Below are 21063 nucleotides of genomic sequence, written 5' to 3'. Positions count from 1 at the left end.
GGATGACCAAAGCCTATCCCGGTGTCGTGGCCAATGATCAGGTCTCGTTCTCGATCCTGCCGGGCGAGGTTCACGCCTTGCTGGGAGAAAACGGGGCGGGTAAATCTACGCTGGTGAAAATGATCTATGGCCTGGTCAAGCCTGATGCGGGCCATATGACGCTGCGCGGCGAAAGTTTTGCGCCGGTCAATCCGGCAGCCGCCCGCAGCTCCGGCGTCACCATGGTGTTTCAGCATTTCAGCCTGTTCAACGCGCTTTCCGTCGCTGAAAACATATCGCTTGGCATGGACAATCCCCCCGACCGGCGCGCCCTGTCCGCGCGCATCCGCGAAGTCAGCCACGCCTATGGCCTGCCGCTTGATCCGGGGCGGATCGTGGGTGAGCTGTCGGCCGGGGAACGACAACGCGTCGAAATCATTCGCTGTCTTCTGCAAGACCCGAAGCTGTTGATCATGGATGAACCAACATCGGTTCTGACCCCGCAAGAGGTCGACATTCTTTTTGAAACCCTGCGCAAACTGACCGCCGAGGGCACCGCGATCCTGTATATCTCGCACAAGTTGGAAGAGATCCGGTCCTTGTGTGAACACGCCACCGTTCTGAGATTGGGCAAGGTTGTCGATACATGCGATCCGCGTGAAAAATCGGCGCGCCAACTGGCCGAAATGATGGTGGGCGACACGCTTCATGTGCCCTTCCGAGAATCCGCAGAACCCGGCGCAGTGGCGTTGGCAATGTCAGATGTGTCAATGACATCCCCGACCGAGTTTGGCACCAGTCTCCGCAACATCTCGCTTGAGGTGCGCAAAGGCGAGGTGCTGGGCATCGGCGGTGTCGCGGGCAACGGACAGGATGAGCTGCTGGCCGTTCTGTCAGGCGAAGGGCGCGCGCAGAGCGGCACGATCAAACTGGCCGATGAAGATATCGGAATGATGCACCCGAACGCCCGACGCGCACGTGGATTGTTGACCGCGCCTGAAGAACGTCTGGGCCATTCGGCAGCGCCTGATATGAGCTTGACGGAAAACGCCCTGCTGACAGGTTCGGTGCGCGAAAAGCTCGTCAAACGTGGATTTCTGCGTTGGGGCAAGACGGAACAGTTCGCGCGCAAGATCATCAAGGACTTTGACGTGCGAACACCGGGGCCTGATAACACCGCAGGATCGCTGTCAGGTGGGAACCTGCAGAAATTCGTCATTGGACGCGAGGTGCTGCAACGGCCTGATGTGCTGGTGGTGAACCAACCGACATGGGGGGTGGATGCCTCGGCTGCGGCTGCGATCCGGCAATCCCTTCTGGACCTTGCCCATCATGGCGCAGCGGTGATTGTGATCAGTCAGGACTTGGACGAGTTGATGGAAATCTCGGACCGCTTCACGGCGTTGAACGAGGGACGTCTGGCCGATCCGGTGCCCACGCAGGGGCTGGATGTTGAAACGATCGGCCTGATGATGGGTGGTGGCGAGCGGGAGACGGCAGCATGATACATCTGGAAAAACGTCCCCAACCATCGCAGTTCTGGGCAGGTTTCACGCCCATATTGGCGGTTATTGCCACGATGATTGCAGGCGGTTTCATGTTTTGGATGCTTGGTAAGCCGCCGTTGGAGGCGATCCGCACAATCTTCTGGGATCCGCTTTTTCACGAAACCTTCGGTCCCTACTCGCGCCCCCAACTATTGGTCAAGGCCGCCCCATTGATCCTGATCGCAATCGGGCTGAGCCTTGGATTTCGTGCAGGTATCTGGAACATCGGGGCCGAGGGTCAGTATATCATCGGCGCGATCTGTGGTGCGGGTGTCGGATTGGCCTTCTATCCGTCCGAAAGCGTTCTGATCTTCCCCGCAATGGTGCTGGCGGGCGCGTTGGGCGGTTGGATCTGGGCGATGATCCCCGGCCTTTTGAAAGTGAAATTCGGCACCAACGAAATCCTTGTCAGCCTGATGCTGGTCTATGTGGCCGAGAACCTGTTGGCCTCGGTCAGTCAGGGATTGTTGAAGAACCCCGAGGGGATGGGCTTCCCCGGCTCACGCAACTTCCGCGATTTCCCTGCCGCCTATAACGCCGAACTGATCAGCGGCACGGGCATGCACTGGGGTGTGGCCGCCGCGTTTGTTGCCGTCATCTTCGCCTATGTGCTTCTGACCCGGCATATGCTGGGCTTTCAGGTGCGCCTGACCGGTGAAGCCCCGCGCGCGGCCCGGTTCGCAGGGGTCAATCCCAGCCGGTTGATCCTGTTCTGCCTTGGCACATCGGGGGCGCTGGCCGGGCTTGCCGGATTGTTCGAGGTGTCGGGCCCATCCGGCCAGGTCACCATCGACTTCAACTCCGGTTACGGCTTCACCGCGATCATCGTCGCCTTTCTGGGCCGCTTGCATCCCATCGGCATTCTGCTGGCCGGGCTTCTGATGGCGCTGACCTATATCGGGGGCGAGCTGGCGCAGCTCATGCTGGGTTTGCCCGCCGCCGCGATCCAGATGTTTCAAGGCATGTTGATGTTCTTCCTTCTGGCGATGGATGTGCTGTCGCATTACCGCATCCGCTTCAACAAAACCGTTCCGGCATAAGGAGAGCGACGATGGATCTTGGTCAAATCAACCCGCTTCTTCTTCTGGCCTCGCTGATGGTTGCCGCCACGCCGATCCTGTTGGCTGCAATCGGTGAAGCGGTGGTGGAAAAGTCGGGCGTTCTGAATCTTGGGGTCGAAGGCATGATGATCACCGGGGCGGTGGTCGGCTTTGCCATCGGCGTCAACACCGGCAGCCCAGCCGTGGGCTTTGTTGCTGCCGCGGCTGCCGGAGCCGCGCTTTCGATGCTGTTTGGCGTGTTGGTGCTTTACCTGATGTCCAACCAAGTCGCCACGGGATTGGGGCTGACCCTGTTCGGTCTGGGCCTGTCCTCGCTGATCGGCAAACCCTACGAGGGGATGAAAGCCCCCAGTATGGCCAAGTGGGACATACCGGTGCTGAGCGACATTCCAGTGCTTGGCCCGATCCTGTTTCGTCATGACCCGATGGTCTATGTCAGCCTGATCATCGTGGCCGTCACATGGTATGTGCTGACCCGCACCCGTGCCGGGCTTATCCTGCGCGGGGTTGGGGAAAACCACGATGCGGCCCACGCGCTTGGCTACAAGGTCATCCGTGTACGGCTGTTGGCCATCGCTTTTGGTGGTGCGTGCGCCGGATTGGGCGGGGCCTATGTCAGCCTTGTGAGGGTGCCACAGTGGGTCGAGGGTATGACCGCCGGTGCCGGTTGGATTGCCCTGGCCATTGTTGTGTTCGCCAGTTGGCGCCCGTGGCGCGTGCTTCTGGGCGCTTACCTATTCGGCGGCATCACGGTGCTGCAGCTGAATTTACAGGCGGCAGGGGCCGCAATCCCCGTCGAAATCCTGGCGATGAGCCCCTATATCGTGACAATCCTTGTGCTTGTGGTTATCTCTTTGCGTGGCAATCACGGCGCGCCCGGATCACTGGGGCGCATCTTCCATGCGACGCACTAGGCCTTCCTGATGATCAAACACGACATTCACGAGATCCTTGACGGGCACAAGCCCGTGGGCAGCGTGAATCTTGGTCGTGTGATGGACATTCTGATTGTCGCCTCGGCGATAGCCATCGCGCTTGAAACAATGCCACAACTGCCTGTTCACTTGCGTGACCTCTTGCAGGGGTTCGAGATCTTTCTGCTGATCGTATTCTCACTCGAATATCTTGCGCGACTGACCACCGCCCCCCGACCGCTGCGCTATGCGTTCAGCTTCTGGGGGATCATCGACCTTCTCAGCATCGCGCCAGCCATCGCGCTTCTGACCCCGCAGTGGATGGTCGTGCGCACGTTCCGCCTGTTGCGCCTGGTGCGTTTGCTGAAACTGTTTCGCGGATCACACGCGATGGAACGTTTGGTCGTCGCCTTCCGGCAGGTTCGCGGCGAACTGATGGTCTTTGGGGTCATCGCGGGGCTGATGCTCTATGTTTCGGCTGTCGGGATCTATATTTTCGAACATGATGCCCAACCTGAAGTCTTCACCTCGATACCCGATAGCCTGTGGTGGGCGGTCGCCAGTTTCACAACTGTGGGCTATGGTGACATGTTCCCGATCACACCCGGCGGCAAGATATTCACAACTTTCGTGCTGTTCATCGGGCTTGGGGTCATCGCGGTTCCGTCTGCCATTGTGACGGCCGCACTTTTGGAAAGTGAAACAAATATTCAACGACGTATTCGCGAGGCCGCCGAGAATGGCGGAGACAGCGAAAAAGAAAACACGAAACCTGCTCAATCCATCAAGGGAGAATGATATGCGTGCAGTAAGAACACTTGTGGCCAGTTTCGCCATGGTCGCCGGATTGTCCGGCGCAGCCATCGCGCAAGACAAGACAAAGGTTGGCTTCATTTTTGTCGGTCCGGTCGGTGACGGCGGATGGACCTACGAACACAACCAGGGCCGTTTGGCCGTAGAGGAAGAATTCGGCGATAAGGTTGAAACGATCTATCAGGAAAGCGTGCCGGAAGGTGCGGACGCCGAACGCGCGATCACCCAGATGGCACTGTCTGGCGCGGACCTGATCTTCACCACATCGTTTGGTTACATGGACGCAACCGTTGCGGTGGCTGAGAAGTTCCCGGACATCAAGTTCGAACATGCCACCGGCTATAAAACTGCGCCGAACGTGTCTGTCTATTCCGCGCGTTTCTACGAAGGGCGGGCCGTTCAGGGCCATATTGCCGGCAAGATGACAAAGTCGAATATCATCGGTTACATCGCGTCCTTCCCTATCCCCGAGGTAATCCGCGGCATCAACGCGGCCTATATCCACGCCAAAAAGGTCAACCCGGACGTTCAGTTCAAGATCATCTGGGCGTATACGTGGTTTGATCCGGCCAAGGAAGCGGACGCCGCCAAGGCTCTGATTGAACAAGGCGCAGATGTGATCCTGCAGCATACCGACTCGACCGCGCCGCAAGCTGCTGCACAGGAAGCCGGAAATATCATCACCTTTGGTCAGGCTTCGGATATGTCGGAATACGCCCCGATGCCGCGTGTCTCGTCGATCATCGACAACTGGGCACCCTACTATATCGCGCGCACCAAGGCCGTCATGGATGGCACCTGGGAAAGCAAGTCGACTTGGGACGGCATTGGCGCTGGCATGGTTGGAATTGGCGAGATCACTGACGCCGTGCCTGCCGATGTGAAAGCAGAAGCAGAGGCATTGCGCGACAGCCTTGCAGATGGCAGCTACCACGCGTTCACGGGCCCGCTGAACAAGCAGGACGGGTCAGCCTGGCTGGCCGAGGGCGAAACGGCGGATGACGGAACGCTTGCTGGTATGAGCTTCTATGTCGAAGGCATCGAAGGCGAGATACCCTCCAGCTGATCTGAGGACAGTTCAAGCCATCGGACCTCGCCCTCGGGCGGGGTCTTTTTTGTTCGGATGCAACCAACCGCGACGGAACCGCAGGTTCTCTCCGTTTAATGTGCATACACATAAACGGAGTTCATCATGCACAAGTCTTCCCTTCTCGCCGCAGGCATCGCGATCGCCGTCGCGCTACCGTCTTTCGCCCAAAATCAACCGGGTGCACATTTTCTTGAAAACTGGGATCTGGATGAAAACGGGTCAGTCACACTTGAAGAAGCCAAGGAGCGGCGCGGCGACATATTTACCACGTTTGATACCAATGAAGACGATATCCTGACCGCGGACGAATACGTTCAGTTCGACGAAGCCCGCGAAGCCGACATGAAGGAAAACAACATTGGTCAAGGAAGCAGACAGGGGAAAGCACGCAACAGCCAGGGCATGAAACAGGTCATGGGTGAACATGGAGCCGCGATGTCCATGACGCTCGAAAACGCCGACCTGAACGGCGACGGCGAAGTGACACGGGAAGAATTCCTTGCCGGTGTCGATCCGTGGTTTGCGCTACAGGATCGCAACGGCGACAAGGTCCTGACAACCGAAGATTTTGCACGCATGTAAAGGCACCCGCGATCGACCCGCTGCTTGGAAAGGCCCTGACCAGATCGGGGCCTTTTCCTTTCTTGCGTGGCGTGTCAGGGTCCGCCCAACGCACGACCTTGAACAGACACGGTGGCAGGCATGGACGATTTCATCATCATTGGCGGCGGTATCGCAGGCGTTTCGGCGGGTGCGCGCCTGTCGCAGCTTGGCACTGTCACACTGTTGGAAGCCGAGGACGCGCTGGCCTATCACGCATCGGGCCGGTCAGCGGCGATGTTCGAAGAAAGCTACGGCGCGCCAAGCGTGATTGAGCTAAATCGCGCTTCGCGTCACCACCACGAGACCGCCAATGGCGGTGTGCTCAGCCCCCGCGGGTTGATGATCGTCGCCAAGCAAGGGCAAGAGGACAAGCTGGCCCATGATCTGACCACCATGAATATGCGGTCGATTTCGATCAACGAAGCACTTGCGCTCGTGCCGATCCTGAATCCCGAAACCATTGTCGGAGCGGGCTATCACTCGGATGCCTGGGACATCGACACCGATCTGCTGATCCAGAATTTCGCCCGCGAAATGCGCACAAACGGACAAGTCATTACCGGCGCGCGTGTTCAGCAGATCACCCGCCTTCACACAGGGTGGGAGGTCACGACCCCGAAAGGCTCGTTTGTCGCGAAAACACTTGTTAACGCCGCCGGTGCCTGGGCCGATCAGATCGCGGCGCTGGCGGGGATCAAGATGCTTGGCATCCAACCCTATCGCCGCTCCATGGCCCGTATTTCAGCCCCGGACGGGTGCGACGTGTCAGGCTGGCCGATGGTCATGGGTGCAGGCGAAAGTTGGTATGCCAAGCCCGATGCCGGTGCGTTGATCGTATCCCCAGCCGACGCCGATCCTGTCGAACCGCAGGACGCATGGGCTGATGACATGGTGCTGGCCGAAGGATTGGCCCGTTACGAAGAGATGGTGACCGCACCCGTCAAACGGATGATATCAAACTGGGCGGGTTTGCGTAGTTTCGCACCTGACCGAAATCTGGTCATAGGGCCATCGCCGCAGGACGCGCATTTCCTCTGGTTCGCCGGGCAAGGCGGCTATGGGTTTCAAACCAGCCCCGCCGCATCGCGTTTGCTGTCCGATATTGTCGCCGGAACCCCGCCCGAACTGGCGAGCGACACGGTTGCATCGCTCAGCCCTGCGCGGTTTGGATGATCAATCCAGTAGCACGTTCAGATGCTTCACCACGGACCGGGCCAGCACATCCGGTTCGTATCCCCCTTCCAGCATGGACACGATCCGCCCGCCGGCAAATTCATCGGCCACCGCCTTCAATTCGCGCGTGACCCATTCATAGTCGGCATCCGTTAATTGAACGCTGGACATATCATCGGCCACATGGGCATCAAACCCGGCCGAGATGAACACGAACTCGGGTTTGAACTCCCGCAGATGCGGCAACCAATGGGCACTGACGGCCTCGCGAAACTCGGCACTGCCCGCACCCGCAGAAAGGGGAATATCGACAAGGTTGTCGGTTTCCTTTTCATGCCCCGTAAAGGGATAGAACGGGTGCTGGAAGCTGGAGCAGAAAAGCACGCGCGGCTCGGTCTTGAAGATTTCTTCGGTCCCATTTCCGTGGTGCACATCGAAGTCAATGATCGCAACGCGTGACAACCCATGCGCCTCTAGCGCGTGTGCGGCGGCAACCGCGATATTGTTGAACAGGCAGAACCCCATCGCCTTGTCGCGCTCGGCGTGGTGGCCCGGCGGGCGGATCATGCAAAAGACCGGATTTGCCTCGTTCGCCATCACCAGATCAACGCCCAGCACGCCCGCCCCGGCAGCCCGTTCGGCGGCGCGCAAGGTGCCGGGGCTCATCACTGTGTCGCCATCAACCTCGACGCTTTCCATCCCCTGGCCCGGCGCCAGCGCATAAACCCGGTCCAGATAGTCGCGGTCATGCACGCGCTCAAGCTGCGCCCGTTCAACCAGTGGCGCATCGCGGTGGCGCACAACGTAATCCATGCCCGACATGATCAGCTGATTGTTGATCGCATCAAGCCGCGCCTTGCTTTCCGGGTGAAGGGGACCGGCATCGTGATCTCGGCACTCGGGGTGGGATATGATAGAAAGCATTCGGTCTCCTCTCCTGAAGTTCGGCCTAAAGGTCGCGTTCGACGATCACCACGTCGGGGTCGTCAGGGTCCGGGCGTTGCGTGAAGCCCAGATCCTTCATCAGTCGTAGCATCGGGGCGTTTTTGCGCAGCACCGTGCCTTCGATCACTTTCAACCCGTGATCCTGCGCGGCCTTGAACAGGCCTTTCATCAACGTCGTGCCCAACCCCTGATGTTGGATACGATCCGACACCACGACGGCAAACTCGCAGCTTTTCCAGTCCGGATTGATCACATAACGCGCGACCCCGACTTGAACCGACTCGCCGTCAATCTCGGCCATCGCGACCAATGCCATTTCCCGGCGATAATCAATCTGGGTAAACTGCGCCAGCAGTTCGGGGCTGAGTTCGTTGACCGACCCCATGAACCGCATCATCTTCGCCTCGTCCGACAAATCGCGCATGAATTGCTTTTCATGTTCGGCGTCCTCGGGCCGGATCGGGCGGATGGTCAGGGGGGTGCCGTCCCGCAGAAAGGTCTCGCGGGCAAGATGGCGCGGATAGGGGTGGATCGCCATGTGGTCATAGCGGCCATCGTTTGATGGTGGGCGCGCAACTGTTATGCGCGCATCCACTGCCAACACACCGTCCGGCCCGGCAAACAGCGGGTTGATGTCCAGTTCGACGATCTCGGGCAACTCGCTGACGATGATCGAAATCCTCTTCAGCACATCCACAAGCGCCGCCTTGTCGACCGGATCATAGTCGCGGAAACTCTCCAGCGCCTTTGACACACGGGTGCGGTTGATCAGGCGCTCGGACAACACCGCGTTCAGGGGCGGCAATGCCACCGCACTGTCTTTCATCACCTCAACCATCGTTCCACCCGCACCGAACAGGATCGTCGGCCCGAACACCGGGTCACGGCTGGCGCCGATCACCAGCTCGCGGGCCTGACGTAAATGCGACATCGCCTCGACCGTGACGCCGGACACCTGCGCCTCCGGCATGGCTTTCCTGACGCTGCCTATGATCTCGTGAAACGCGCGCGTGACGGATGCGGCGTGCGCCACGTTGATCTTCACCCCACCCACATCGGTCTTATGCGACACATCGGGTGACGAGATTTTCATGGCCACAGGGAAGCGAACGGTTTCGGCGGCGATCAGCGCTTCGTTTGCCGTCTTGGCTTCAAGTGTCAGATTCACGGGGATGTTGAAAGCACTGAGCAGGGCCTTGCTTTCCGTGTCCGACAGGATGCTTCGTCCGGCAGCCAACGCGCTGGAAATGATCATCCGTGCCCCGTCCAGATCAAGCCCTTGTTCGAACGCACGCGCACGCGGAACTTCCAGCGACAGCTTACGATTGCGATAATGCTGCGCGAGGTAAGAGAACCCCTCCACCGCCCGTTCCGGCGTTTCAAACACCGAAACCCCGGCCTCGGACAGCAATTTGCGGCCTTCCGCGACCACGTCTTCGCCCATCCAACAGGCCAGAACCGGCTTACGGTTGCGCTTTGGCAAGGCGTCTTTCACAGCCCGAGCAGCGGCAGTGGCATCAGTCATGGCCTGTGGCGTCAGAAGCACCAGAATGCCATCTGCCTCGGGGTCAGCAATCGCGGCTTTGACCGCTGCGCCATAATCTTCAGGGGTTGCATCGCCCAGAATATCGACGGGGTTGGCATGGCTCCAATATGCAGGCAGCACCTTGTCCAATGCCCTGCGCGTCGGCTCGGACAAGGGTGGTAGGCGTAGGCCCAGGTCACCCGCACGGTCGGCGGCCAGCACACCCGCGCCACCGCCATTGGTGATGATGCACAGACGGTCGCCCGTTGTCTTCTTGATGTTGGCCAAAAGCTCGGCCGCGGCGAACAACTGCCCCAGCGTGTTGACCCGTACCGCGCCGACGCGTTCCAGTGCGGCGTCAAACACTTCATCCGAGCCGATCAGGGCGCCAGTATGTGTGTGCGCCGCCTTCGCGCTGTCTGTATGGCGGCCCGATTTAAGAACAATCACAGGCTTCAGACGCGCTGCCCGGCGCATGGCCGACATGAAATTCGGCGCGTCCTTGACACCTTCAATATACAGCAGGATCGCGTCGGTTTTGGGGTCGTTCACCAGATAGTCAAGCGCATCGCCAATATCGACATCCAGCGAACTGCCCAGCGATACCATCGCCGAAAAACCTGAATGGTGCGGCCCTGCCCAATCCGCAATGGCCGAGATCAGGGCCCCCGACTGCGACACCATCGCCAGCCGACCCTTGGGCGCCTGCGATTTCAGGAACGTTGCATTCAACCCCAACCACGGACGCACCAGCCCGACGCAGTTTGGTCCGAGAACACGAATGCCACCTTTGCGGGCCTCGTGCATGACTTGGGTTTCATAGGTGCGCCCCTTCTGGTCCCCATCGCCAAACCCTGCGGACAGGATGATTGCCGCCTTCACACCTGCCACCGCACAGTCCCGCATGATGCCGGGAACGGTGCGGGCGGGGGTTGCAATGACCGCCAGATCAATATCGTCAGCGATATCCGCGATGGTGCGAAAACACTCTGCGTCACCAATCGTTTTGTGTTTGGGGTTGATCGGATGGATGGCACCATCATAGCCGCCTGAAATCAGGTTGGCGTAAACCAGCGCCCCGACGGAATTACCAGACGGGCTTGCCCCGAATACGGCGACAGACCCCGGATCAAAAAGAGGGCTGAGTGGGCTTTTGTCCATTCTGTTTGGTCCTTCGCGCATAGATTACCCGTCAGATGGGCCAACTACTCCTCCTGCCACGTTTCTGCACCTGCAAACATCACCTGTCTTTGATGTGGCTCAAGGCTTTTTGGTTGGACCAGCAGCGTGTTCAATCCCCTTCAGGATCGGACAATCCGGCCGATCGTCACCCGAACAGGCATGCACCAGCTCTGACAACGTATCCCGCATGGCCACCAGGTCAGAAATCTTCACCTCGATCTCGTCCAGATGCTCTTTGGCAATACGTTTCACATCACCACTTGCCCGTGTCTGATCTTCGTAAAGGGCCAGCAGGGCCCGGCAGTCTTCGATGGAAAAGCCAAGCGCGCGGGATCGCGCAAGGAACGTCAGCTTGTGAAGCTCCCGCTCGGAAAACACGCGGTATCCATTGGTATCACGATTGGGTGTGACCAGCCCGATATCTTCATAATACCTGATTGTTTTCGCAGGCAGTCCAGCACGTTGGGCGGCATCCGAAATGTTCATGCAGCTTCCTCCAAAATAGGACGGACAAACCGAAGCCGCAGGGCATTGGTCAGCACCAACACCGAGGACGCCGCCATCGCCCCGGCCCCCAGCATCGGTGACAGAAGGATGCCCCAAAGGGGGTACAGCACCCCAGCCGCCACGGGGATCAAAAGGACGTTGTAGCCAAAGGCCCAGAACAGGTTCTGACGGATGTTGATCATGGTGCGGCGGCTGATCTCGAACGCGTTGGCCACACCGGACAACGCCCCCGAGGACAGCACGACATCCGCCGCTTCGATGGCCACGTCAGTGCCGGTTCCGATGGCCAGACCGACATCGGCGCGCGCCAAAGCGGGCGCATCGTTGATGCCATCGCCGACAAAAGCCACTTTGCCATAACGCGCCTGAAGCGCCTCGACCGCCGCAACCTTGCCGTCAGGCAGCACCCCGGCATTTACGTGGTCTATGCCAAGCTGGTCGGCAATGGCGGCGGCGGTGGCCGGGTCATCGCCGGTGATCATGGCAAGCTGTTTCCCCATCGCGCGCAACGCGGCCAAGGCAGGTGCGGTGTCAGGCTTGATCGGGTCGGACACACCGATAAGTGCCGCAAGCTCACCGTCGATGGCCACGAAGAACACCGTGTGGCCCTTGGCCCGCATGGGGTCTGCGCGCCCCACAAGGTCGGTCATCGGGATGTTTTCACGTTCCATGAACTTCTGCGATCCGACAAGCAGGTGTGCGCCGTCCACCTCTGCCTGCAGACCGAACCCGGTCACGGTCTGCACGTTGCCGGCTTTCGCCGGAGCAAGACCACGATCTTCCGCCCCGCGCAGAATGGCTTGGGCCAGGGGGTGTTCGCTGTGCGCCTCGGCCCCGGCAACCATGGCCAGAACCATGTCGGCATCCAGATCACCGGCAGTTTCGAATGCCGTCAGTTCAGACCGTCCTTGCGTCAGCGTGCCGGTTTTGTCGAAAGCAACGACCTGTGCAGATTGCAGGGATTGCAAGGCATCGCCGCGCCGGAACAATGCACCCAATTGCGCCGCCCGCCCGGTGCCAACCATGATCGACGTCGGCGTCGCCAATCCCATCGCGCAAGGGCAGGCAATGATCAGGACCGAGACACCCGCAACCAGAGCAAGACCAAGTGCAGGGTCCGGCCCGATCAACAGCCAGATCGCCACCGTCAGGGCGGCAATTCCCATCACGATCGGCACGAAAACAGCGGTGATCCGGTCGACCAGCGCCTGTATGGGCAGCCGTGCGCCCTGCGCGTCCTCGACCATGCGCACGATCTGCGACAAGAGTGTATCCGGCCCAACGGCCGTGACCCGTGCCTTCAACGCGCCAGTCCCATTCACGGTGCCGCCGGTCACTGTGTCGCCCGTGGTCTTGGGCACCGGCACCGGTTCACCCGTGATCATGCTTTCGTCGATCAGGCTTTCGCCCTCGATCACTTCGCCATCCAGCGGGACGCGTTCACCGGGCCGGATCACCACAACTTCTCCGGTGACAACCTGCGCCACGGGGCGCGTCACGGTTTGACCATCGACATCGACCAAAGCGTCATTCGGCGCCAGTGCCACAAGCGCCCGGATCGCTTCGCCCGTGCGGCCCTTGGCGCGGGCTTCCATCCAGCGACCGATCAGGATCAGCACGATGATCACCGCCGCCGCTTCGAAATAGACATTCGCCGTGCCAGATGGCAGGATCCCCGGCGCAAGCACCGACACGACCGAATAAAGATAGGCCGCTGACGTGCCCAACGCGACCAGCGCGTTCATTTCGGGTGCGCCACGCAACAAGGCGGGCACCCCTTTGGAAAAGAACACGCGCCCCGGCCCGACCATGACAATCGTCGTCAGAACAAGCTGAATCCAGTGCGACGTGCCAAGGCCGATTGTGCGCGCGATCCAGTGGTGGAAGGGCGGATACAAATGCCCGCCCATTTCAAGGATGAACACGGGCAAAGTCAGCGCGGCGGCCAAAAGAGCCTTTTGCTTCAGGGAACGCGCCTCGGCGTCTTTGTCGCCGGGGCCGTTTGAAGCCGCAGCGTTGCGCAGATGCGTCGGAAACCCTGCCTTGGTCACTTTTGCGGCCAGTTCATCCGGGCTGACTGCCCCGGCCAGATAGGTGACAAAGGCCCGTTCCGACGCCAGATTGACCCACGCTTCCAAAACGCCCGGCGTTGCGGTCAACACCCGCTCGACCCGTCCGACGCAGGACGCGCAGGTCATCGACCCAACGTCCAACACTACCGTTTCGCGCCGGGCGGGGTATCCCGCGCGATCCAACGCTTCTGTCAAATTGCTGGCTGTTGCAGGGGTCGAAAAGGCCACACGCGCCGTTTCATTCGCCAGATTGACAGGCGCGCTTTCGACGCCGTCAATGGCGGTCAATGCCCGTTCGGCCCGCCCGACGCAAGACGCGCAGGACAGGTTTTCAAGCTTCAGGGTCAGAGTTGTTGCAGTGGGCATGAGGTGCTCCGATATCAGGATGCACCTTACATAAGGCTTCCAGTGACTGGAAGGTCAAGACATGGCGACAGAATATTCTGATGCCGCTTGACCGCCCTGCGGTTGGGCGTATGGAGATAGTAAACACCGTTTGCGAAAAGGGGTTCCACATGGCGACATTTCACGTGCCGGATATGAGTTGCGGGCACTGCAAGGCTTCGATCACCGAAATCTTGACCAAAGCAGGGGCCGAACATCTGTCTTTCGACATGGAGGCGCGCACGGTCGACGTCAGCGGTCTGGCGACCGAGGCGGTTATCGCCAAGCTGGACGAAATCGGGTTTCCCGCAGCGCAAAAATAGAAAACCCCGGCACAGGCCGGGGTTTCTGTTTATCCGGATCAATCCCGTCAGATCACGTGGCAGGCCACTTGTTGCCCGTTGCCGCGATCTGTCAGCGGCGGTTTTGTTTCTGCGCAGACGGGTTTGGCAAGCGGGCATCGTGTGCGGAACACACAACCCGACGGTGGGTTGAGTGGCGAAGGCAAGTCGGCATCCAGAAGCATCACCTCGTTCTCAGCATGGGCCTTGGGATCGGGGATCGGGACCGCCGAGATCAGCGCTTGGGTATAGGGATGGCCGGGCGCGCGATACAGCTGCTCGGCTTCGCTGATTTCCACGACATTGCCAAGATACAGAACCATCACACGGGTCGAGATGTGCTTCACAACCGACAAATCATGCGCGATGAAGATCAAGCTCAGCCCCATTTCCTGCTGAATGTCCATCAACAGGTTGATCACCTGCGCCTGAATGGACACGTCCAGCGCCGATACAGGTTCGTCGCAGATGATCAATTGCGGCTTCAGGATCAACGCGCGAGCAATCCCGATCCGCTGACACTGTCCGCCTGAAAACTCGTGTGGATAACGGTTGATCATGTTGGGCAGGATGCCCACACGGTCCAACACCTCGCGCACGCGGGCCTTCACTTCGGACTTTGAAACGTCGGGATAGTGGGTCTTAAGCGGTTCCGCCACGATCTGGCCAATGGTCATCCGCGGGTTCAGCGACGCCAGAGGATCCTGAAAAATCATCTGCATCTCTTTGCGGTGCTCACGCATGCCGTGCTTGTTGAGCGACAAAAGATCATCACCCAGCCATAGAACGGTGCCAGCCTCCGCCGGCACCATGCGCATGATCGCACGGGCCAGTGTCGACTTGCCACAGCCGCTTTCGCCCACGATGCCAAGGGTTTCCCCCGGCATCAGGTCAAAATCGACACCATCAACGGCCTTCAATTTGTCAGGAGCGGTCCACGGCATGGCGCCTTTGGCTCTGATGTCGAACCAGACCTTAAGATCACGGACGGATAACAGAGGGGATTGGGCGTTCATACAAGCTCCTCCAATGATCGGATACAGGCACGGCGCCGCACCTTGCGGCCTGCCACGCCATTCAGCGTCGGACGGACGGTGGCGCAGTCTTCGATTGCAAATTCGCAGCGCGGCGAGAACGGGCAACCGATCGGCATATTCATCATGTTGGGCGGGCTGCCCGGAATGGTCGCAAGTCGCGCGCTTTCGACATCCAGACGCGGCACGGCCTTCAACAAGCCCATCGTATAGGGATGGGTCGGCAGTTCAAACAGCCCCTCGGTGGTGCCGTATTCCATCTGCTGCCCGCCATACATGACAAGCGTTTCCTTGCACGACCCGGCCACAACACCAAGGTCGTGGGTGATCAGGATGATCGACATGCCGAACTCGGATTGCAAATCCTCCAGCAGCTTCATGATCTGCGCTTGCACGGTCACGTCCAACGCCGTTGTCGGTTCGTCGGCGATCAGGATGTCGGGCTTGCACAGAAGCGACATCGCGATCATCACCCGCTGCCGCATCCCGCCCGAGAACTCGTGCGGATACATGTTGACGCGCTTTTTGGCTTCGGGGATGCGGACGGCGTCTAGCAATTCGACCGACTGGCGCACCGCTTCGGACCGCGAGATGCCCTTGTGATGGGTCAAAACCTCGGCCATCTGGTCTGACACCCGCATGAACGGGTTCAGGCAGGTCATCGGGTCCTGAAAGATCATCGCGATCTTCTCGGCCCGGATCTTGTTCAGCTTGCTGGTCGAGATGTTCAGTATCTCTTCCCCTGCCAGCTTGACCGATCCGGTCGCCTTGCCGTTGCGGGCCAACAGTCCCATGATGGCGAAGACGGTTTGGCTTTTGCCCGACCCACTTTCCCCGACCACGCCCAGCGTTTCGCCTGCCGTCAAATCGAAGCTGATCCGGTCCACAGCGGTGACGGTGCCGTCAGGGGTGTCGAAGTGAACGCTAAGTTCACGAACTTCAAGAAGTGCCATATTGCTAAACCCCTACCGATCTTTCGGGTCCAGCGCATCGCGCAGGCCGTCACCAAAGAAAAAGAAAGCAAACAGTGAGATCAGGAAGAAGAACAGCGGAAAACCCAGCATCCACAGGGTACCATAGCGCATCTGCCCCGCCCCTTCGTTGATCAGCGCACCCCAACTGGTCAGCGGCTCTTGCACGCCCAGCCCCAGGAACGAGATGAAGCTTTCGAACATGATCATCGACGGCACCAGAAGCGTTGCATAGACGATGACGACGCCCAGCAGGTTCGGAACGATATGGCGGATGATGATCTTGGGGGTGGACACACCCGTGGCGATCGCTGCCTCGACAAACTCCTTGTTCTTGATCGACAGGGTTTGCCCCCGCGCAATCCGTGCCATGTCCAGCCACGAGATCAGACCGATCCCGACGAACAGCATGAAAATCGACCGACCGAACACCACCAGAAGAAGGATCAGGACGAACATGTAGGGAATCGCCATGAGGATATCGACGATCCGCATCATGATATTGTCCAACCGCCCGCCGATGAACCCGGCAGTGGCGCCGTACAACGTTCCGACGATCACTGAAATCAGCGCGCCGACAATACCGATCATCAGCGAAATCTGCGTTCCCTGCACCACGCGGGCAAACAGGTCGCGCCCCAACGGGTCCAATCCGAAATAATGCTTGGTTTCGAACGACGGACCACCAAGTGTGCGCACATCGCCCATCAGGTTCCAGTCAATCTCTTCGTTCGACCAAGGGGTGAGCATTCCGCCGAACAGCGCAAACAGCGAAACAAGGATCAGGATGATCAGCGAGACGACCGCGGCCTTGTTGCGAAAGAACCGCGCCCTCGCATCTTGCCAGAGCGAGCGGCCTTTGATCACTTCGGTCGAGTCGATGGCGGATTCTACGTTTGTTACATGTGCCATGCGAGCGCCCCCTTAGTACCGAATTCTTGGGTCGATCCATGCGTAAAGCACGTCCACGACCAAGTTGAACAGGATCGTCAGCATACCGACAAGGATCGTGATACCCATGATAACCGAGTAATCGCGGTTCAGAGCGGCCTGCACGAAATCTTTACCGATCCCGCCGGTCGACAGGAACATGTCAACCACAACCGACCCGGTGATCATGCCAACAAAGGCCGGCCCAAGATACGAGATAACAGGAATCAGCGCAGGTTTCAGCGTATGACGCAGGATGATTGTCCGATCCGGCAATCCTTTGGCCCGCGCGGTTCGGATGAAGTTGGAGTTCATGACCTCAAGCATCGAAGATCGCGTAAGCCGCGCAATCGACGCCAGATAGGATGTCGCCAGCGCGATGACGGGCATGACAAGGTACGAGGTATAGGAATTGGGATCATTCGGTCCGCCCCACCAGCCGCCACCGGGCAGCCAACCAAGCCACAGTGTAAAGACCAGCACGAGAATGGGTGCCATGATAAAGTTGGGCAACGCCTGCGCCCCGATTGAGAACCCGACCGCCAGATAGTCGATCCAGGTGTTCTGCTTCAAGGCCGCCACGATGCCCAAGGCACCCCCGACCAAAACAGCGAAAACGAAGGTCCAGAACCCGTAGGTCAACGTAACCGGGAAACCGTCCGCGATGATCTGGTTCACCGTTCTGTCCTGATAAACAAAACTGGGTCCGAAATCGAAATGGAACAGAATGTTTTTCAGATATGTACCGATCTGAACGAGAAAGGGATCATCAAGCCCGTATTTGGCGTTGATGTTCTCTAACACCACCGGTGGCAATGCGCGTTCTTTTGTGAACGGCCCACCCGGCGCGGCACGCATCAGGACGAACGAGAAGATGATCAGGATCAAGATGACAGGAACGGCCATCGCGATGCGACGAAGAACAAAACCCAGCATATGGAAGCCCCGCTTTTAGGCGGGCGGCCCGGTTTCCCGGACACGCCCCGATTTGGTTAGAACAGGATAGCTTATTCAGCCACCTTGTACATCGTGCGGGAATAGATGTTGTTCATCAGATCCTCGAAAGGGAAGCCTTTCAGGTCCGGTTTGACCATGATCACGTTGGTATACTGGTACACCGGAACGATCGGCATGTCGTCGGCCAGCAATTGCTCCATCTGCTTGTATTCTTCAGCAGGGTTGTCAGAGGTTTTTGCCGCTTTCGCCAACTCGTCATATTTCGGGTTGGTGTACTTGCCGTTGTTGTGACCCGATGTCGTGGTGAACAGGTCGGTATAGGTCGACGGCTCGTTATAGTCACCGCACCACGCATAGCGTGCCATACCGAAATCACCACTGCGCAGCTTGTCCAGATGCACTTTCCATTCGAAGTTGGCCAGGGTGACGTTCACACCCAGGTTTTGCTTCCACATCTGCGAGGCCGCGATTGCGATCTTCTTGTGCGCTTCCGAGGTGTTGTAGTTCAACGTCAGCTCAAGCGGCTTGCCGCCTTCGCCATAACCTGCCTCTGCCAGAAGCTCTTTGGCTTTCGCCACCCGCTCGTCCTGTGACCAGGTCGCATAATCGATCGCTGGCATTTCGAACCCGGCGGTTTTCTGGTGCGTCCAGTTATAGGAAGGGTACTGGCCGCCTTTCAGGATGTTGTCCACGATCACATCGCGGTTCAGCGCATAGGACATTGCCTTGCGAACGCGCACATCCTTCAGGGCTTCAGGGCCGTTTTCACCCAGGTTGAACATGTAGATATACGAGCACGACCGCGGGGTCGAATAGGTCTCGTCCGGCAGTTTTTCCTTCAGGGCAGGATACTGGCCAGCAGGAACTTCGGTCTTGTCCACTTCGCCCGCGTCGTAACGCGTCAGGGCGATGTTTTCATCGTTGATAACCAGCGCAACAACCGTTTCCAGAATGGTGTTGTCGTTGTCCCAATACATCGGGTTCCGCTCGCGGGTGACTTTCACGCCCGAGACATAGTCGGTCAGGACATATGCACCGTTACCAACAAGATTGCCGGGTTTGGTCCAGTCGTTGCCATGCGCTTCAAGCACTTTCTGGTTCACAGGAAAGGTCGATGCGTGGGTCAGCATGCCGGGGAAATAGGGACGCGGCGCATCAATCTTGACCTCAAGGGTCTTGTCGTCAATGGCGGTTGCGCCCAGCGTATCGGGGGCCATTTCACCAGCTACGATCTTGGTGGCATTCTCGACGCCCATCAGCTCCATATACCACGCGTATTCGGATGCCGTGGCCGGATCTGCCAGACGGCGCCATGCGTAAACGAAGTCACCGGCGGTCACTGGATCGCCATTCGACCACTTGGCGTCGCGCAGCTTGAAGGTATAGGTCAGGCCATCTTCCGACACTTCCCAGCTTTCGGCAGCGCCGGGAACCGAGTTACCTTGCGGGTCCGAGTTCACCAGACCTTCAAACAGGTCACGCAGGATGTGCGAGCCTTCAACGTCTGTGTTGATTTGCGGGTCGAACGACTTCACGTCGTCGAGCATCCGATAGGTGTAGGTTTGGTTATCCGCGAGCGCCTCGCCGGTGACCGGGTGCATGCCCGCAGCAAACGCCGGGCTTGCAACCGCAAATGCCGAGCACAGCAGGGCCGCTTTGATTGAAATGTTCATGAAGGTTCTCCCTTATCAGTTTTTTGTGGGATGACGCATTAAACGGAACTCAATCGTTCCGCGAGAGACTCAGCTCTCCGGCAATCACCGATGAAGCATCCTATGCGCAACTTGTCAGGAGAAACAACTCCCTGCAACACTGTCGTTTTTCAACATGGAAAGAGAACAGATCGCCATGCCATACCCGCTGCATCCGTGATTATGACGGTGGGTGTCGTCAAAATGACGGAGAATCTGCTGGACGGTGCCTTCCGCCACTGCAATATTGCCAATTCCGAATGCCCGTGCGAACCTTGGACAACCAAAACCCACTGGACATATCCGAGAGAAATCCGTGCAAAGCGAACAGACATCAGCCCGCACCTCACAAAGGGATCGGGACACGGCGCAGTTACCCCAAGTGACCCATGCTCGAAATCCGGGCATGGACCTTGACATGAACTGGGTGCGCGCCGCCCAGGCCAACACTTCCGCGATCGAACGCCGCTGCGCGACGCTTCCCGGACGCCGAAGCGTGAAAAAGGAACATCAGGCGGCGTGGCTGCTGAAAGCCATCACGATGATTGACCTGACCACTCTTGCGGGCGATGACACGCCGGGGCGCGTACGCCGACTGTGTGCCAAGGCGGCCCACCCGGTGCGCCCGGAAATCATGGATGCGCTCGGCGTTGAAGAGGTTACGACCGGTGCCGTATGCGTCTATCACGACATGATCCCGGCTGCGGTGGATACGCTGAAGCATATGGGCGTCACACTGCCCATCGCTGCAGTTTCAACCGGGTTTCCCGCCGGTCTTAGCCCATATCATCTTCGCGTCGAGGAGATCCGCGAAAGCGTACGCGCCGGGGCAACCGAGATTGACATCGTAATCTCGCGTCAACATGTCCTGACCGGCAACTGGCAGGCGCTTTATGACGAAATGCGCGATTTCCGCGATGCCTGTGGCGAAGCCCATGTAAAGGCGATCCTTGCAACCGGCGAACTTGGTTCGCTGCGCAATGTCGCACGCGCTTCGCTGGTCTGCATGATGGCGGGGGCGGATTTCATCAAGACGTCGACCGGGAAGGAAAGTGTTAATGCGACCTTGCCCGTCAGCTTGGTGATGATCCGCGCCATCCGCGACTATTACGAAGCAACGGGATACCGCGTTGGCTACAAGCCAGCCGGCGGCATTGCCAAGGCCAAGGACGCCCTGACCTATCTGGCACTGATCAAGGAAGAGCTGGGCGACGACTGGCTGACACCCGAGCTGTTCCGCTTCGGCGCCAGCTCTCTTCTGGGCGATATCGAACGCCAGTTGGAGCACCACGTGACCGGCCATTATTCGGCCACCTACCGCCACCCGATGGGTTGAGGACATCA

At 59.0% G+C, this 21063-nt stretch carries 18 protein-coding genes; 9 read left to right on the top strand and 9 right to left on the bottom strand.

Going from position 1 to position 21063, the window contains the following annotated elements; all coding sequences use genetic code 11:
- Nucleotides 1-2: 2 nt before the first annotated feature.
- From J3R80_RS12290 to J3R80_RS12260, 7 genes are all read left to right on the top strand, one after another.
- Nucleotides 3-1484 carry an ABC transporter ATP-binding protein gene (locus J3R80_RS12290; RefSeq protein WP_275394160.1) on the top strand — a complete coding sequence of 494 codons (1482 nt, stop codon included), beginning with the start codon at nucleotides 3-5 and terminating at the stop codon, nucleotides 1482-1484.
- The gene (locus tag J3R80_RS12285) at nucleotides 1481-2566 is read left to right on the top strand and encodes an ABC transporter permease (protein ID WP_275394077.1); all 1086 of its coding nucleotides are present in this window, start codon (nucleotides 1481-1483) and stop codon (nucleotides 2564-2566) included. The genes J3R80_RS12290 and J3R80_RS12285 overlap by 4 nt, the downstream gene beginning before the upstream one ends.
- 11 nt (nucleotides 2567-2577) lie before the next feature.
- Complete coding sequence (locus tag J3R80_RS12280; RefSeq protein WP_275394075.1) at nucleotides 2578-3501, top strand: ABC transporter permease; 924 nt, start codon at nucleotides 2578-2580, stop codon at nucleotides 3499-3501.
- Nucleotides 3502-3510: 9 nt separating this feature from the next.
- Entirely contained in the window at nucleotides 3511-4299 is a 789-nt protein-coding gene (locus tag J3R80_RS12275) for an ion transporter (protein WP_275394074.1), read from the top strand.
- Nucleotide 4300: 1 nt separating this feature from the next.
- Nucleotides 4301-5380, top strand: coding sequence for a BMP family ABC transporter substrate-binding protein (locus tag J3R80_RS12270; RefSeq protein ID WP_275394073.1), 1080 nt, complete (start codon nucleotides 4301-4303; stop codon nucleotides 5378-5380).
- 126 nt (nucleotides 5381-5506) lie between these two features.
- Complete coding sequence (locus tag J3R80_RS12265; protein ID WP_275394072.1) at nucleotides 5507-5986, top strand: EF-hand domain-containing protein; 480 nt, start codon at nucleotides 5507-5509, stop codon at nucleotides 5984-5986.
- 120 nt (nucleotides 5987-6106) lie between these two features.
- On the top strand, nucleotides 6107-7180 hold the full coding sequence (locus tag J3R80_RS12260; protein ID WP_275394071.1) for an FAD-binding oxidoreductase: 1074 nt from the start codon (nucleotides 6107-6109) through the stop codon (nucleotides 7178-7180).
- Here the strand turns inward: J3R80_RS12260 and J3R80_RS12255 are convergent, their stop codons facing one another.
- From J3R80_RS12255 to J3R80_RS12240, 4 genes are all read right to left on the bottom strand, one after another.
- The gene (locus J3R80_RS12255) at nucleotides 7181-8104 is read right to left on the bottom strand and encodes a histone deacetylase family protein (RefSeq protein ID WP_275394070.1); all 924 of its coding nucleotides are present in this window, start codon (nucleotides 8102-8104) and stop codon (nucleotides 7181-7183) included.
- A gap of 25 nt (nucleotides 8105-8129) precedes the next feature.
- On the bottom strand, nucleotides 8130-10811 hold the full coding sequence (locus J3R80_RS12250; protein WP_275394069.1) for a bifunctional acetate--CoA ligase family protein/GNAT family N-acetyltransferase: 2682 nt from the start codon (nucleotides 10809-10811) through the stop codon (nucleotides 8130-8132).
- Nucleotides 10812-10910: 99 nt separating this feature from the next.
- The gene (gene cueR / locus J3R80_RS12245) at nucleotides 10911-11318 is read right to left on the bottom strand and encodes a Cu(I)-responsive transcriptional regulator (RefSeq protein WP_275394068.1); all 408 of its coding nucleotides are present in this window, start codon (nucleotides 11316-11318) and stop codon (nucleotides 10911-10913) included.
- Nucleotides 11315-13777: a heavy metal translocating P-type ATPase gene (locus J3R80_RS12240; protein ID WP_275394067.1), complete on the bottom strand. Its 2463-nt coding sequence runs from the start codon at nucleotides 13775-13777 to the stop codon at nucleotides 11315-11317. Before J3R80_RS12240 ends, cueR begins: the two co-directional genes overlap by 4 nt.
- A gap of 149 nt (nucleotides 13778-13926) precedes the next feature.
- Between J3R80_RS12240 and J3R80_RS12235 the strand changes: the two genes are divergently transcribed.
- Nucleotides 13927-14118: a heavy-metal-associated domain-containing protein gene (locus J3R80_RS12235; RefSeq protein WP_275394066.1), complete on the top strand. Its 192-nt coding sequence runs from the start codon at nucleotides 13927-13929 to the stop codon at nucleotides 14116-14118.
- A gap of 47 nt (nucleotides 14119-14165) precedes the next feature.
- On the opposite strand, the gene oppF is transcribed toward J3R80_RS12235, so the two are convergent.
- From oppF to J3R80_RS12210, 5 genes are all read right to left on the bottom strand, one after another.
- Nucleotides 14166-15152, bottom strand: a complete 987-nt coding sequence (gene oppF, locus J3R80_RS12230) for a murein tripeptide/oligopeptide ABC transporter ATP binding protein OppF (RefSeq protein WP_275394065.1) — start codon at nucleotides 15150-15152, stop codon at nucleotides 14166-14168.
- Complete coding sequence (locus tag J3R80_RS12225; protein ID WP_275394064.1) at nucleotides 15149-16123, bottom strand: oligopeptide/dipeptide ABC transporter ATP-binding protein; 975 nt, start codon at nucleotides 16121-16123, stop codon at nucleotides 15149-15151. Before J3R80_RS12225 ends, oppF begins: the two co-directional genes overlap by 4 nt.
- A 12-nt stretch (nucleotides 16124-16135) precedes the next feature.
- Nucleotides 16136-17053, bottom strand: coding sequence for an ABC transporter permease subunit (locus J3R80_RS12220; protein ID WP_275394063.1), 918 nt, complete (start codon nucleotides 17051-17053; stop codon nucleotides 16136-16138).
- Between the two features lie 12 nt (nucleotides 17054-17065).
- Nucleotides 17066-18007, bottom strand: a complete 942-nt coding sequence (gene oppB, locus J3R80_RS12215) for an oligopeptide ABC transporter permease OppB (RefSeq protein ID WP_275394062.1) — start codon at nucleotides 18005-18007, stop codon at nucleotides 17066-17068.
- 71 nt (nucleotides 18008-18078) lie between these two features.
- Complete coding sequence (locus tag J3R80_RS12210) at nucleotides 18079-19701, bottom strand: peptide ABC transporter substrate-binding protein (protein WP_343075826.1); 1623 nt, start codon at nucleotides 19699-19701, stop codon at nucleotides 18079-18081.
- Between the two features lie 334 nt (nucleotides 19702-20035).
- Between J3R80_RS12210 and deoC the strand changes: the two genes are divergently transcribed.
- Nucleotides 20036-21055, top strand: coding sequence for a deoxyribose-phosphate aldolase (gene deoC, locus J3R80_RS12205; protein WP_275394061.1), 1020 nt, complete (start codon nucleotides 20036-20038; stop codon nucleotides 21053-21055).
- Nucleotides 21056-21063: the final 8 nt, after the last annotated feature.

The organism is Aliiroseovarius sp. Z3 (assembly GCF_029105185.1).
GTDB lineage: Bacteria > Pseudomonadota > Alphaproteobacteria > Rhodobacterales > Rhodobacteraceae > Aliiroseovarius.
This window is presented reverse-complemented; position numbering and strand designations above follow the sequence as displayed.